The organism is Kosakonia sp. AG348 (genome assembly GCF_003337365.1).
In the GTDB taxonomy this organism is placed as follows: domain Bacteria; phylum Pseudomonadota; class Gammaproteobacteria; order Enterobacterales; family Enterobacteriaceae; genus Kosakonia.
In genome coordinates, this window is the sequence record NZ_QPJR01000009.1 from 36,166 (window position 1) to 50,543 (window position 14,378).

At 48.7% G+C, this 14,378-nt stretch carries 13 protein-coding genes and 1 other RNA gene; 8 read left to right on the top strand and 6 right to left on the bottom strand.

What is annotated here, in order from left to right; genetic code table 11:
- Positions 1-8 precede the first annotated feature (8 nt).
- Positions 9-257: a 30S ribosomal protein S16 gene (rpsP, locus tag DFO56_RS19295; protein ID WP_017459923.1), complete on the bottom strand. Its 249-nt coding sequence runs from the start codon at positions 255-257 to the stop codon at positions 9-11.
- A gap of 257 nt (positions 258-514) precedes the next feature.
- A complete protein-coding gene (ffh, locus tag DFO56_RS19300; RefSeq protein ID WP_045513753.1) occupies positions 515-1,876 on the bottom strand; it encodes a signal recognition particle protein in 1,362 nt (453 codons plus the stop codon).
- A 166-nt stretch (positions 1,877-2,042) separates the two neighbouring features.
- On the opposite strand from ffh, the gene DFO56_RS19305 reads away from it, so the two are divergent.
- Positions 2,043-2,831 (top strand): inner membrane protein YpjD, encoded by a 789-nt coding sequence (locus DFO56_RS19305; protein ID WP_020454801.1) that lies wholly within the window; start codon positions 2,043-2,045, stop codon positions 2,829-2,831.
- Positions 2,832-2,848: 17 nt separating this feature from the next.
- A complete protein-coding gene (locus tag DFO56_RS19310; RefSeq protein WP_025263874.1) occupies positions 2,849-4,135 on the top strand; it encodes an HlyC/CorC family transporter in 1,287 nt (428 codons plus the stop codon).
- 45 nt (positions 4,136-4,180) lie between these two features.
- On the opposite strand, the gene grpE is transcribed toward DFO56_RS19310, so the two are convergent.
- Positions 4,181-4,777, bottom strand: a complete 597-nt coding sequence (grpE, locus tag DFO56_RS19315; protein ID WP_147271691.1) for a nucleotide exchange factor GrpE — start codon at positions 4,775-4,777, stop codon at positions 4,181-4,183.
- Between the two features lie 123 nt (positions 4,778-4,900).
- Here grpE and nadK point away from each other — a divergent pair, with 123 nt between their 5' ends.
- The 3 genes from nadK (at position 4,901) to bamE (ending at position 8,017) form a co-directional block, all read left to right on the top strand.
- Positions 4,901-5,779, top strand: a complete 879-nt coding sequence (nadK, locus tag DFO56_RS19320) for an NAD(+) kinase (RefSeq protein WP_020454803.1) — start codon at positions 4,901-4,903, stop codon at positions 5,777-5,779.
- Between the two features lie 87 nt (positions 5,780-5,866).
- Complete coding sequence (gene recN / locus DFO56_RS19325) at positions 5,867-7,528, top strand: DNA repair protein RecN (protein ID WP_045513751.1); 1,662 nt, start codon at positions 5,867-5,869, stop codon at positions 7,526-7,528.
- Positions 7,529-7,675: 147 nt separating this feature from the next.
- A complete protein-coding gene (bamE, locus tag DFO56_RS19330; RefSeq protein WP_017459915.1) occupies positions 7,676-8,017 on the top strand; it encodes an outer membrane protein assembly factor BamE in 342 nt (113 codons plus the stop codon).
- Between the two features lie 136 nt (positions 8,018-8,153).
- On the opposite strand, the gene DFO56_RS19335 is transcribed toward bamE, so the two are convergent.
- Together DFO56_RS19335 and DFO56_RS19340 are read right to left on the bottom strand one after the other, a co-directional pair.
- Complete coding sequence (locus DFO56_RS19335; protein WP_045513749.1) at positions 8,154-8,447, bottom strand: RnfH family protein; 294 nt, start codon at positions 8,445-8,447, stop codon at positions 8,154-8,156.
- Positions 8,437-8,874, bottom strand: coding sequence for a type II toxin-antitoxin system RatA family toxin (locus tag DFO56_RS19340; protein ID WP_197539470.1), 438 nt, complete (start codon positions 8,872-8,874; stop codon positions 8,437-8,439). The genes DFO56_RS19335 and DFO56_RS19340 overlap by 11 nt, the downstream gene beginning before the upstream one ends.
- A gap of 158 nt (positions 8,875-9,032) precedes the next feature.
- Here DFO56_RS19340 and smpB point away from each other — a divergent pair, with 158 nt between their 5' ends.
- The 3 genes from smpB to DFO56_RS19355 all read left to right on the top strand — a co-directional run bounded on the left by smpB (position 9,033) and on the right by DFO56_RS19355 (position 11,711).
- The gene (gene smpB / locus DFO56_RS19345) at positions 9,033-9,515 is read left to right on the top strand and encodes an SsrA-binding protein SmpB (RefSeq protein WP_017459912.1); all 483 of its coding nucleotides are present in this window, start codon (positions 9,033-9,035) and stop codon (positions 9,513-9,515) included.
- A 440-nt stretch (positions 9,516-9,955) separates the two neighbouring features.
- Positions 9,956-10,319: a transfer-messenger RNA gene (gene ssrA / locus DFO56_RS19350) on the top strand.
- Between the two features lie 183 nt (positions 10,320-10,502).
- A complete protein-coding gene (locus DFO56_RS19355; protein ID WP_017459911.1) occupies positions 10,503-11,711 on the top strand; it encodes an integrase domain-containing protein in 1,209 nt (402 codons plus the stop codon).
- Here the strand turns inward: DFO56_RS19355 and DFO56_RS19360 are convergent.
- Entirely contained in the window at positions 11,708-14,365 is a 2,658-nt protein-coding gene (locus tag DFO56_RS19360) for a DEAD/DEAH box helicase (RefSeq protein ID WP_017459910.1), read from the bottom strand. The genes DFO56_RS19355 and DFO56_RS19360 overlap by 4 nt on opposite strands.
- Between the last annotated feature and the right edge of the window lie 13 nt (positions 14,366-14,378).

The window sequence follows — 14,378 nt, forward strand, 5'->3', positions numbered from 1 at the left end:
GTGACAGATTAAGCTGCTTTCTGTGCTGCTTTGATCAGCGCGGAAACGCGATCGGAAACGGTAGCGCCCTGGCCAACCCAGTGCTGAATACGATCCAGATCCAGGCGGGTGCCTTCTTCTTTCTCGGAAGCGATCGGGTTGAAGAAACCAACGCGCTCAATGAAGCGACCGTTGCGTGCATTGCGGCTGTCAGTAACAACAACCTGGTAGAACGGACGCTTTTTAGCGCCGTGACGTGCTAAACGAATAGTTACCATAACATCCTCTTGTGTGAATAAAACACCAGGCCCCATCGAGGAACGGAGCCCGGTGTCATATTAAAAGCCCGAAAATTTTACTGATTTTGGGGGAAATTGCAATCAGGATAAAGTAAACAAGGGATATAAGGCGTATATCGGTGCAGCCAGTTTAGTTCCGGCGTGCGCACAGAAAGCGGAGCGTACACGTAGTACGTGAGCATTTCGAGCACACCCCGGGGCTAAAATGGCAAACAAGATAGCCTTATGCCCTTGTTTTAGCGACCCGGGAAACCAGGCGGCATCATCCCCTTCATCCCGCGCATCATCTTCGCCATCCCGCCCTTCTTCATCTTCTTCATCATGCGCTGCATGTCGTCGAATTGTTTGAGCAGACGGTTCACATCCTGCACCTGCATACCGCAGCCAGCGGCGATACGGCGCTTACGCGAACCTTTGATGATGTCCGGGTTGGCGCGCTCTTTCAGCGTCATGGAGTTAATGATCGCTTCCATACGCACCAGCACTTTGTCGTCCATTTGCGCTTTAACGTTGTCCGGGATTTGCCCCATGCCCGGCAGCTTGCCCATCAGGCTCGCCATGCCGCCCATGTTTTTCATCTGGCGCAACTGCTCAAGGAAGTCGGTCAGATCGAAACCGTCGCCCTTCTTCAGTTTATTCGCCAGCTTTTCAGCCTGCGCGCGGTCAACTTTGCTTTCGATATCTTCGATAAGCGACAACACGTCGCCCATGCCGAGAATACGCGATGCGATACGATCCGGGTGGAACGGCTCCAGCGCTTCCGTTTTCTCGCCGACACCGAGGAATTTAATCGGCTTGCCGGTGATATGGCGAATGGAGAGCGCCGCACCGCCGCGCGCATCACCGTCCACTTTCGTCAGCACCACGCCGGTCAGCGGCAGCGCTTCATTAAAGGCTTTCGCGGTATTCGCGGCGTCCTGACCGGTCATGGCGTCGACGACAAACAGGGTTTCTACCGGCTTAATCGCCGCGTGAACCTGTTTGATCTCATCCATCATCGCTTCGTCGACATGCAGACGACCGGCGGTATCCACCAGCAGCACGTCGTAGAATTTCAGCTTCGCCTCTTTCAGCGCGGCGTTAACGATGTCGACCGGCTTTTGCGCGACGTCAGAAGGGAAGAAATCGACGTCAACCTGCTGCGCCAGCGTTTCCAGCTGTTTGATCGCCGCCGGACGGTAAACGTCGGCAGAAACGACCATCACTTTCTTCTTGTGCTTCTCGCGCAGGAACTTACCGAGTTTACCGACGCTGGTGGTTTTACCCGCCCCCTGCAGACCCGCCATCAGCACTACCGCTGGCGGCTGCGCGGCAAGGTTCAGGCTCTGGTTCTCTTCGCCCATCGCCGCAACCAGTTCGTTGCGGACGATTTTGACGAACTCCTGGCCCGGCGTCAGGCTCTTGTTCACTTCATGGCCAACCGCTTTCTCTTTTACGTGGTTGATAAAATCACGCACCACAGGCAGCGCAACGTCCGCTTCCAGCAGTGCCATACGCACTTCGCGCAGGGTATCTTTGATGTTGTCTTCAGTGAGGCGTCCACGGCCACTGATATTGCGCAGGGTGCGCGACAAACGATCGGTTAAATTATCAAACATTGTCTCTCGCCTGAGGTGATACGATGGCCGCCAGCGCGACGCATAACAGAAATTTTCCGGAGTATAACATGAAGACATTGCTCCTGTATGTGATGCAACTGTTGGAGCCAACGTCACGTAACGTTATACTGCTTTTCTTTCTTCTTCAGTCAACTGCCGACATCCTATGCCCGTTTTTGCCCTGATCGCTCTTGTCGCCTACTCAATCAGCATTGCGCTGATCGTTCCCAGCCTGCTGCAAAAAAACAGCGGCTGGCGCAGAATGGCTATCCTTTCGGCGGTAATCGCACTTATTTGTCACGGTTTCGGCTTGAAAGAACGTCTGTTCCCGGATGATGGCGGGCAAAACCTGAGCCTGCTGAATGTCGGTTCGCTGGTCAGCCTGATGATCTGTACGGTAATGACCATTGTGGCGTCGAAAAATCGCGGCTGGCTGCTGCTGCCGATTGTCTATACCTTCGCGTTAATCAACCTTGCTTTCGCCGTTTTTGTACCCAATGAGTACATTACCCACCTGGAAGCCACGCCGGGCATGATGGTGCACATTGGCCTGTCGCTTTTCGCCTATGCCACACTGATTATTGCGGCTATGTACGCGCTGCAACTGGCCTGGATTGACTATCAGTTGAAGAATAAACGGCTGGCGTTCAGTAACGAAATGCCGCCGCTGATGGTGATTGAGCGCAAAATGTTCCACATTACTCAGGTTGGCGTTGTGCTGCTGACGCTGACGCTATGCACCGGCCTGTTCTTTATGCAGAACTTGTTCAGCATGGAAAATATCGATAAAGCGGTGCTCTCAATCATCGCCTGGTTTGTCTACATTGTTCTGCTGTGGGGCCATTACCATGAGGGCTGGCGCGGCCGCAGGGTCGTCTGGTTCAACGTTGCAGGCGCGGGGATTTTAACGCTGGCCTATTTTGGCAGCCGCATTCTGCAGCAGTTCGCGAGCTAATCACAAAGGAGTTCCCCCTGGAACACATTTCCACCACGACGCTGATTATTACGCTAATCATCATGGTCGTGGTTTCGGCCTACTTTTCCGGTTCCGAAACCGGAATGATGACACTCAACCGTTACCGCTTGCGCCACTTAGCCAAGCAGGGCAACCGCGCGGCAAAACGCGTAGAAAAGCTGTTGCGTAAACCCGACCGCCTGATAAGCCTGGTGCTGATTGGTAACAACCTCGTCAATATTCTGGCGTCGGCAATTGGCACCATTGTTGGGATGCGCCTGTATGGCAATGCTGGCGTCGCTATTGCCACCGGTGTGCTGACCTTTGTGGTGCTGGTGTTCGCCGAAGTGTTGCCAAAAACCATCGCCGCGCTCTACCCGGAAAAAGTGGCCTTCCCCAGTAGCTTCCTGCTCGCGCCGCTGCAAGTCATCATGATGCCGCTGGTGTGGTTGCTGAACGGCGTGACGCGCGTGCTGATGCGCATGGTGGGTATTAAAGCGGATGTGGTGGTCAGCGGCGCGCTCAGCAAAGATGAGCTGCGCACCATTGTGAACGAATCGCGCTCGCAAATTTCCCGCCGCAACCAGGACATGTTGCTGTCGATTCTCGATCTGGAAAAAGTCAGCGTTAACGACATCATGGTGCCGCGCAACGAAATTGTCGGCATTGATATCAACGACGACTGGAAAGCCATTGTTCGCCAGCTCACCCACTCGCCGCACGGCCGCATTGTGCTCTACCGTGATTCGCTGGACGACGCCATCAGCATGCTGCGCGTGCGTGAAGCCTACCGGTTAATGACGGAAAAAAACGAGTTCACCAAAGAAGTGATGCTGCGCGCCGCCGACGAAATCTACTATGTTCCGGAAGGTACGCCGCTGAGCGTGCAACTGGTGAAATTCCAGCGCAATAAAAAGAAAGTCGGCCTGGTGGTCGATGAGTATGGCGATATTCAGGGGCTGGTGACGGTCGAGGATATTCTGGAAGAGATTGTCGGCGACTTTACCACCTCCATGTCACCTGCGCTGGCGGATGAAGCCACGCCGCAAAATGACGGCTCGGTGATCATCGACGGAAGCGCCAACGTGCGCGAACTGAATAAAGCCTTTAACTGGCGCTTACCGGAAGACGAAGCCCGCACCATTAACGGCATGCTGCTGGAGGCGCTGGAAGAGATCCCGGCGGTGGGTACTCGTGTCCGTATCGAGCAGTACGACATCGATATTCTCGACGTGCAGGACAATATGATTAAGCAGGTTCAGGTGATCCCGGTGAAAGCGCTGCGGGAAAGCGTCGCCGAATAAGCGAAAAAAAACCCTCTCCGGATGGAGAGGGTTTATCTAAAAAAGTTACGCCTTCGCTTTAGCAACGGTCACCATCGCTGCGCGAATAGTGCGGCCGTTTAAGGTGTAACCTTTTTGCATCACGCCCAGCACTTTACCAGCGGCAATCTCTTCAGATTCCACCATGGCAATCGCCTGATGCACGTTTGGATCCAGCGGAACGTCGGTTTCAGCAATCACTTCCACGCCGAATTTCTTCACCACATCCAGCATGTTTTTCAGCGTCAGTTCAATGCCTTCAACCATCGGCGCCATCTCGGCGTTGTTTTTGTCCGCCACTTCCAGTGCGCGATCCAGGCTATCGATAACCGGCAGCAGTTCATTGACGAACTTCTCCAGCGCGAATTTATGCGCTTTCTCGATATCCTGTTCGGTACGGCGACGCAGGTTTTCCATTTCCGCTTTAACGCGTAAAACAGTTTCGCGCTCGCGGCTTTCCGCTTCAGCTAACTGCGCTTCAAGGTTCGCAATTTTCTCATCGCGCGGATCCACCTGCCCAGCAGAATCGTCAGACTCAACAACTGCCTCAACTTCGTCGTGCTGTTCCATGATAATTTCTTCCGGGGCTTGCCCGTCAGGCGTTTTCTGTTCTTTACTACTCATGAATTTCTCCGCGTTTTTTTGCATTCATCTCGCTAACCTGCATTATTATGGGGATCAGTTTCCGGGATTCAAGGGAACGTGACAGATTGTCATCATTTCATTCGCCACAAGGACCTCCAGAAAATGACCCATCATTTCAAGTGTATTGGTATTGTCGGGCATCCACGGCACCCTACCGCACTGACCACACATGAAATGTTATATCGCTGGTTAAGCGCCAAAGGTTATGACGTCATTGTCGAACAACAGATTGCCCAGGAATTGCAGCTCAATAATGTGAAAACCGGCACGCTGGCAGAAATCGGTCAACAAGCCGATCTCGCGGTGGTTGTCGGCGGCGACGGTAATATGCTGGGCGCGGCGCGCACGCTGGCGCGCTATGATATCAAGGTTATTGGGATTAACCGCGGCAACCTCGGCTTTCTCACCGATCTCGATCCCGACAACGCGCAGCAACAGCTGGCCGACGTGCTGGAAGGTCATTATATCGCTGAAAAACGTTTTTTGCTGGAAGTGCAGGTCTGCCAGCAAGAGTGCCAGAAACGTATCAGCACCGCGATCAACGAAGTGGTACTCCACCCGGGCAAAGTTGCCCATATGATTGAATTTGAAGTCTATATCGACGAAGTTTTCGCCTTTTCCCAGCGTTCGGATGGGCTGATTATCTCAACCCCTACCGGTTCCACCGCCTATTCACTCTCCGCCGGCGGGCCGATTCTGACGCCATCGCTGGATGCCATCACGCTGGTACCGATGTTTCCGCACACGTTGTCTGCGCGCCCGCTGGTGATAAACAGCAGCAGCACTATTCGCCTGCGCTTTTCCCATCGTCGCAGCGATCTGGAGGTGAGTTGCGACAGCCAAATCGCGTTGCCGATTCAGGAAGGTGAAGATGTACTTATCCGCCGCTGCGACTATCACCTCAATCTTATTCACCCTAAAGATTACAGTTATTTCAATACGTTAAGCTCTAAGCTCGGCTGGTCGAAAAAATTGTTCTGAAAATCATCGCACAACACTTTACTGTATATAAAACCAGATTATACTGTACGAAAATACAGTTATGGTTTTTCATACAGGAAAGCAACCATGTTGGCACAACTGACCATCAGTAATTTTGCTATCGTTCGTGAGCTCGAGATTGATTTTCACAGCGGGATGACAGCTATTACCGGCGAAACCGGGGCGGGTAAATCGATTGCCATTGATGCACTCGGGCTATGCCTGGGCGGTCGTGCGGAAGCCGACATGGTACGCGCAGGCGCGCCGCGCGCCGACCTGTGCGCCCGCTTCGCACTAAAAGATACTCCCGCCGCCCAACGCTGGCTCGAAGAGAACCAGTTAGAAGATGGGCGTGAGTGTTTACTTCGCCGAGTGATCAGCAGCGACGGGCGCTCCCGTGGTTTTATCAACGGCACGGCGGTACCGCTTTCCCAGTTGCGCGAGCTGGGCCAGTTACTCATTCAGATCCATGGTCAGCACGCGCATCAGCTTCTTATTAAGCCTGAGCAGCAGAAAAACCTGCTCGATGGCTACGCCGGTGAGTATGCGCTAACTCAGCAAATGACCGAACACTACCGTGCCTGGCATCAAAGCTGCCGCGAGCTGGCCCAGCATCAACAGCAAAGCCAGGAGCGCGCCGCCCGCGCAGAGCTTTTGCACTACCAATTGAAAGAGCTGAATGAATTTAACCCGCAGCCAGGCGAGTTCGAGCAGATTGATGAAGAGTACAAACGCCTCGCCAATAGTGGTCAGCTACTGTCTACCAGCCAGCATGCACTGAACGTGCTGGCAGACGGTGAAGAGGCCAATCTGCAAAGCCAGCTCTATACCGCCCGCCAACTGCTTGGCGAACTGGCAGGTATGGACGCACGTCTTTCCGGCGTGCTGGATATGCTCGAAGAAGCTGCTATTCAGATTAGCGAAGCCAGCGATGAGCTGCGCCACTACTGCGACCGCTTAGATCTCGATCCAAACCGTCTGTACGAACTGGAACAGCGTATCTCACGACAGATTTCGCTGGCGCGCAAACATCACATCAGCCCGGAAGAGCTACCTCAGTTTCACCAGTCATTGCTTGATGAACAGCAACTGCTCGACGATCAGGCTGATTCCCAGGAAACCCTGGCGCTGGCTGTCACACACCATCACCAGCTTGCGCTGGCGACCGCCCAGCAGTTGCATGAGCAGCGCGTGAAATATGCGCAGGAACTCGGCGAATTAATTACTGAAAGCATGCATGCGCTCTCCATGCCGCACGGCGTCTTTACCATTGATGTGGCGTTTGATGCCCATTCGCTGACAGCTGAAGGTGCCGATCGCATCGAATTTCGTGTGACAACCAACCCCGGCCAGCCGCTGCAATCAATCGCCAAAGTCGCCTCCGGTGGTGAACTGTCGCGCATTGCGCTGGCTATCCAGGTGATCACCGCACGGAAAATGGAAACCCCGGCGCTGATCTTCGATGAAGTCGACGTTGGCATCAGCGGCCCGACAGCCGTTGTTGTAGGTAAGCTGTTGCGCCAGTTGGGTGAATCCACGCAGGTAATGTGCGTAACGCACCTGCCGCAGGTTGCCGGTTGCGGCCATCATCACTTCTTTGTCAGCAAAGAAACGGATGGCGCAATGACCGAAACGCATATGCAGCCGCTGGATAAACGTGCCCGTTTGCAGGAGCTGGCGCGCCTGCTTGGCGGTAGTGAAGTGACCCGCAACGCGCTGGCGAACGCCAAAGAGCTGCTGGCAGCGTAAACTTTTTTGTAATATGACGGTCAGAGTTCTCGACAAAATCGACAACAGACCCGCCGGCAAAGGTTTTAAACTGGCGAAAGGTCTATTATCATCGGCATATTACATATGAGCCACGTATTGTTCGGGCCGAAAAGGAATCAAATCACTATGCGCTGTAAAATGCTGACTGCTGCCGCAGCGGTTCTTCTGATGTTGACCGCAGGTTGCTCTACCGTAGAACGCGTGGTTTACCGTCCTGATATCAATCAGGGGAACTACCTGACGCCAAATGATGTTTCTAAAATCCGCGTAGGTATGACGCAACAGCAGGTTGCTTATGCACTGGGTACGCCGATGATGACCGACCCGTTTGGCAGTAACACCTGGTTCTACGTGTTCCGCCAGCAGCCGGGTCATGAAGATGTTTCTCAGCAAACCCTGACGCTGACTTTCAGCAGCAATGGCGTATTGACCAATATGGATAACAAACCTGCGCTGACCAAAGGCTAAGGTTGCAGAAATGTAAAAAGGTGCTCAATGAGCACCTTTTTTGTTTGAGTTTGTATGAGCCATTTATGTCGGCTCTTTTCCCGTCGTGTTCGGATCCTTACTTACCTGCGCCGGTAACAAAACCCACGCTATCAGCTTACGCTTTCTTAGCTGACTTCTCAGCGCGCTGGCGGCGCAGCTCTTTCGGATCGGCAATCAGCGGGCGGTAAATCTCTACGCGATCGCCGTCGTGCACGGCATCGTGCAATTTCACCGGGCGGCTATAAATCCCCACTTTATTCACCTTCAGGTCAATATCATCACGCAGCTCGAGCAAACCTGAAGCGCGTATCGCCTGCTCAACGGTTGCGCCCTCTTCAAGCGTAACTCGTTGAAGGTACTGTTTTTCCGGCAGAGCGTAAGCCACTTCAACCGCGATATTACCCGGCACGGTAAACCTCTTTTGCCCGGTGGGTAAACGCCTGCACCATGTTTGCCGCCAGTTCTTTAAAGATGCGGCCAAACGCCAGCTCAATCAGCTTATTGGTAAATTCAAAATCAAGTTGAAATTCTACCCGGCAGGCATCAGCACTTAGCGGCGTGAATTTCCACCCGCCGATCAACGACTTGAATGGGCCATCGACCAGATGCATCAAAATGCTTTGATTAGTGTCCAGCGTATTACGCGTGGTAAACGTTTTGCTGATCCCGGCTTTGGAAACATCCACCGCCGCGGTCATTTGCGTCGGCCCGGATTCCAGCACCCGGCTGCCAGTACAGCCAGGCAAAAACTGCGGGTAGGATTTTACATCATTCACTAACTTGTACATTTGTTCCGCGCTGTAAGGCACCAGCGCAGTACGGCTAATCTGAGGCATATCGTTTTCCGCGTTCACACAATCGTCAAATAATACCATTTCCCCAGGATGAAAGGAAAACGCAATGCCCGAACTCATGCTAAGATAACCGGCTAAACCTCACAGGACGCAATGAGGTCAGTTTCAGATATCAGATTACCGGATGGCTTCACGACACTATGACGAAGAAAAAAGCATACAAACCAGGTTCAGCCACCATTGCGCTGAATAAGCGCGCCCGCCATGAATACTTTATCGAAGAGGAATTTGAGGCCGGGCTGGCACTGCAAGGCTGGGAAGTAAAATCCTTACGCGCCGGTAAAGCAAACATCGGTGACAGCTACGTTATTCTGAAAGACGGCGAAGCCTTTCTGTTTGGCGCAAACTTTACGCCACTGACCGTAGCCTCCAGCCACTATGTTTGCGATCCGACTCGAACACGTAAGCTGCTGCTTAATCAGCGCGAACTCGATTCACTGTATGGACGTATCAACCGCGAAGGTTACACCGTGGTGGCGCTGTCGTTGTACTGGAAAAATGCCTGGTGCAAAGTGAAAATCGGCGTGGCGAAAGGTAAGAAACAGCACGACAAGCGCACCGATTTGAAAGAGCGCGAATGGCAGCTGGATAAAGCCCGCATTATGAAAAACGCCGGGCGTTAATCGCGTCCGCATCGCCCTCTCACGCCGGGAGAGGGCATCGAACATTTCTCAATCCTCACTCAGCGCCTCATTCAGTTTGCTCAATGTTTTGATAGATAATCCAGCACCGCTTTGATCTCCAGATTGGCAATTATCTCCGGCAGACCAGGAAAGATTTTCCTGTACGGTTGGTCAGTTCAGCGCTTCTTGTACGCGCGTAAACCACACCTCTGGAGCGCTTAAAAAACACGCGATCGAGTCAATCCTATACGCTCAACTAGGTTAGCCATCTGGTGTGAACGCTTTGTCTCGCATACAGCAATAATAAATACGGCATGATCGTATGCAGCAGTTGCTGTTGCGCGTGGACACTTACTAACCGCATTTCCCTCGACAAAAGTCATTGTGATATGGACTGGAATGGCACGTCATAAATCTGTTATACTCAGCGTCACACTTTTGGGGCTGATTCTGGATTCGACGGGATTCGCGAAACCCAAGGTGCATGCCGAGGGGCGGTTGGCCTCGTAAAAAGCCGCAAAAAAATAGTCGCAAACGACGAAAACTACGCTTTAGCAGCTTAATAACCTGCTTAGAGCCCTCTCTCCCTAGCCTCCGCTCTTAGGACGGGGATCAAGAGAGGTCAAACCCAAAAGAGATCGCGTGGATGCCCTGCCTGGGGTTGAAGCGTTAAAACTAATCAGGCTAGTTTGTTAGTGGCGTGTCCGTCCGCAGCCGGCAAGCGAAATTAAAGACTGGACTAAGCATGTAGTACCGAGGATGTAGGAATTTCGGACGCGGGTTCAACTCCCGCCAGCTCCACCACTTCATGATCCGGATACGTCCGGTGAAATCCTGAAAGCCCGCACGGCACAAGCCCTGCGGGCTTTTTTGTATCTGTAATCGTCCGAGGTCATCCGGCTAAATCCAGAGAAAATTGGTACACGTTTAGGTACACGGTATACTGTGGTCCATTAAACGTGTACCAATTATGGAAGGGATCCAGACATGGCGCGCATTACACGCCCCCTCACTAACAACGAAATCCTCAAAGCTAAGCCCCGCGAAAAAGACTTCACGCTTCATGATGGTGATGGCCTATTCCTGCTCGTCAAAACCTCTGGGAAAAAACTGTGGCGCTTCCGTTATCAACGACCGGGAAGCAGCAGCCGAACTAATCTAAGTCTCGGTTCATACCCTGCCCTTACGCTCGCAGCAGCTCGCCAGATGCGCGACCAGCATTTGACTACACTCGCGCAAGGCACAGATCCACAGCAGCAGCAAGAGCAAGCATCAGAACAACGCCAGATTGAGCTGGACAGCATTTTCTCAACTGTGGCCGCTAACTGGTTCCAGATTAAAAGCAAGAGCGTCACAGAAGACTATGCGAAAGACATTTGGCGCTCTTTGGACAAAGACGTTTTCCCAGCTATCGGAGCTATACCTGTTCAAGAGATTAAAGCCAGAACAATTGTTGAAGCCCTGGAGCCAATCAAAGCGCGTGGTGCGCTAGAGACGGTTCGCCGCTTGGTACAGCGCATTAATGAGATAATGATTTATGCAGTTAATACCGGTCTGATTGATGCTAATCCGGCATCAGGTGTCGGTATGGCCTTTGAAAAACCCAAAAAGCAGAACATGCCGACATTGCGACCAGAAGAACTGCCAAAGCTAATGCGCTCTCTGGTTATGTCTAATTTATCCGTTCCGACTCGTTGCCTGATTGAATGGCAACTCTTAACACTTGTTCGCCCCTCTGAGGCTTCTGGTGCTCGATGGGCTGAGATAGATCTTGATGCAAAGCTCTGGACAATTCCAGCAGAGCGGATGAAGGCTAAGCGCGAGCACATTGTTCCTTTATCGCCTCAGGCATTAGAGATTCTAGAGGTGATGAAACCTATCAGCGCACATCGCGAGCATGTTTTCCCTAGCAGGAATGACCCAAAGCAACCAATGAATAGCCAAACTGCTAATGCTGCTCTAAAGAGAATTGGTTATGGTGGAAGACTTGTTGCACATGGCTTGCGTTCTATAGCCAGCACATGCATGAACGAAGCTGAGTTTAATTCAGATGTAATTGAAGCTGCTTTAGCGCATATTGATAAGAATGAGATACGTAGAGCTTATAATCGCTCCACTTATCTCCCACAAAGGCAAGAATTACTTGCCTGGTGGGGAAATCATATCGAAAAAGTCATCAAAAAAAGAGATAGCTAATTATTTTTTGTTCTTGAAGAACCAAAACCTGCCCTTTGCAAGTACTTCCGGTGTAATGGTGAAAGTTTTTCTAAATTGTACTGTGATAAAAACTGCTCTGTTGTTTGGCCATCTCTTATTCTTTCGTTTCTCAATAATTCAATTGCAGTGCTTCTATTTATTCCATAAGCCATCACTTCCAGAACTTGGGGATCATAGCTCCCCATTTCTAACATTGATGAAAGATTTAGAAAAAAAGCTTTTTCAGTACGTTCATTCTCGGACATAAAAGAACTTATAACATCCGACCATAGTGAAAGATACTTAACTAAAATAAATGTAAGATTAGTATTAATGTGTGTAGTTACAAAATTAGTAATACCATCAATTTTTTTATAGTCAACAGTTATATTCCTACTATTTAATTTAATCTTAACCATATTATCAATAAAATATCTATAATTCCTTCCCTGCATCCATTTGTGAGAGTCATTAATTAATTTGAAAATTGAAACATAATGCTTTGTCTTCCTGGTTATGCCATCTTCTTTAAAGTTGATTTCCGTTTCAATATTAAAAATATCATTCATGCGCACAATTATGCTTTTATATTGGTTATAGTAATTCATATCTTTGAAGTCTACATTAAAATCCGACGAACCAGATTTGGTTCCCGGATACCTGTCCATAAGCCAGTTATTAACACCTTCAGTCTCAACCAAAAAATATAGTTGATCAATCAATAAAGGATCAATAAATGGATTTTTATAAAGAATATCTTTTGGGATCTTTAAATCATCCTCTAAAGCCTCAAGCCTGTTAGTCATTACTCTAATTTGGTTCGTTGTCAGATTTGAGTTTTCTATTATTTTTTCATAATGCAATCTATCAACTAAAAATTGGCTTCTCAAATATGACGCTAAATTGATAGCCTTATAATCACCTTGATTATCTATTATATCATTACTATATATATCAATATAACTAACAACAGATTCGCCATGCTCATTCAGTTTTTTTAGAACTGCAGATTGTATTTCTTTTATTTCATTTGAATCAATTTTTCCCTCAGCCCATTCTTCATCAACTAGTTGTATGCAAAAAATCTCCCCATATAACGATGTATTAATCCTACCGGCTCGACCAATTAAATTTAGGAAATCAAAGTGAGATAACTCATAATCTCCAATTTTAGGTGAGATTACGATCATTCTATCTGCAGGAAGGTTAACCCCTTGTAATAAGGTAGAAGTACATACTAAGTTTTTTATTACCCCATCCGAAAAAAGATCCTCTACTTCAAGCCTGGCCACATCTAATAAACCACCATGATGAAAAGCAACACCTTTTTTTAAACTTCTTACAAGGGAATAGAGAGGATGAATTTCCCTCTCTAAAAAGGAACATAAATCCTCTATTCTTTCGTCATATATAAAATCAGACTCATTATCCTCAAGTTCTTCATCATCTGTTTTTGATATAGCTAATGCCCATCCTTCTGCCAAATTCTTTTTAGGAGCATATATTATATTTTGCTCTTTAGAGTCCAAAATTGAAGTTATATATCTTAGAGCTGTCCCTTTTGAAGAGGCGAGCTTGCTATATAGAGCCTTACCAATGTTGTATTCACCTAATACTGTTTCTCCAACAGGACTAATTAGTTTATAACTAACGCTTTTCTTTTGTTTATGAACTGTTAGAATTACTTTTAACTGTAAAACAGGTGTTGCTGAAGTTTTTTGTTCGACCAAATTAATATCAACAACTTTACCAAGTGATTCATGTAAATTATTTATATATGGCCCAGCCATGATAAATTGCGTTGACCTCCACAGACTAGTCATTCTATAAATAATATTCTCAAAAACATTACCTCTACTGTTGTCCTCAATGTTTTGTATTTCATCAAAGAAAACTATCTCAGGCTCCTTGTTATTTTTTTCATCCAATAACCTCATGCATCTTTCAGGCGTTAATACATATACAACCTTTAGTTTATCTTCTTCCAAGGGCTTGTAAGTTGTCATCACAATAGCAATATCTTTTAATTCTCGTGACATCTCGTTGCCAACTTGATTTATGAGTGCCTTGGAGGGAACAACATAAACAAAATAGCCATGATTACTTTTTAGTACATGCTCATAAATATATTTTTTGATTACAAATGACTTACCTGCAGAAGTGGGTGCAGATACGGCAACGTTTTCACCATTCTCTAGTTTATCCCATAAATCCCTTTGAAAATGCGTAAAATAAATTGGATTTTCACCTGGAATTTTCTTTTCAAGTAAATATTTTTGATTTACCAGTTCAAAATCTAGTGAGACGCTAAAATGCTTTAAAAAATTTTCTTCATCAAAGAGACCTGCCAGATGCTTCGCTGAAACTATATTACCTGCTCTAGATTGCAAGACATAACAGGCTTTTATATATAATTCATTGTTCATATCATACAAATAAAGTAGAGTACCAAAAGCACTTGCTATATTCTTATCATTTTCATTGCCTGACGAACCTAATGAAGCAAGCCAAGTAGCCCTCCTAATTGCTTCATCAGAAAGATCTATTTTTTGTCCTTCTCCTCGGTTCCTCAAGAAGAGATGTTCAATTAAGGAATTAAAAACCGTTGTAAAGTCTTTATGATTAATCGCTGTGGTCGCAGTGCTCTCACTCATATCCGCTCCTAAA

Coding starts and splice junctions, on each gene's coding strand:
- smpB (WP_017459912.1), top strand. CDS start 9,033: ATGACGAAGAAAAAAGCATACAAACCAGGTTCAGCCACCATTGCGCTG.
- nadK (WP_020454803.1), top strand. CDS start 4,901: ATGACCCATCATTTCAAGTGTATTGGTATTGTCGGGCATCCACGGCAC.
- ffh (WP_045513753.1), bottom strand. CDS start 1,876: ATGTTTGATAATTTAACCGATCGTTTGTCGCGCACCCTGCGCAATATC.
- DFO56_RS19305 (WP_020454801.1), top strand. CDS start 2,043: ATGCCCGTTTTTGCCCTGATCGCTCTTGTCGCCTACTCAATCAGCATT.
- bamE (WP_017459915.1), top strand. CDS start 7,676: ATGCGCTGTAAAATGCTGACTGCTGCCGCAGCGGTTCTTCTGATGTTG.
- rpsP (WP_017459923.1), bottom strand. CDS start 257: ATGGTAACTATTCGTTTAGCACGTCACGGCGCTAAAAAGCGTCCGTTC.
- grpE (WP_147271691.1), bottom strand. CDS start 4,777: ATGAGTAGTAAAGAACAGAAAACGCCTGACGGGCAAGCCCCGGAAGAA.
- recN (WP_045513751.1), top strand. CDS start 5,867: ATGTTGGCACAACTGACCATCAGTAATTTTGCTATCGTTCGTGAGCTC.
- DFO56_RS19360 (WP_017459910.1), bottom strand. CDS start 14,365: ATGAGTGAGAGCACTGCGACCACAGCGATTAATCATAAAGACTTTACA.
- DFO56_RS19340 (WP_197539470.1), bottom strand. CDS start 8,874: ATGCCTCAGATTAGCCGTACTGCGCTGGTGCCTTACAGCGCGGAACAA.
- DFO56_RS19355 (WP_017459911.1), top strand. CDS start 10,503: ATGGCGCGCATTACACGCCCCCTCACTAACAACGAAATCCTCAAAGCT.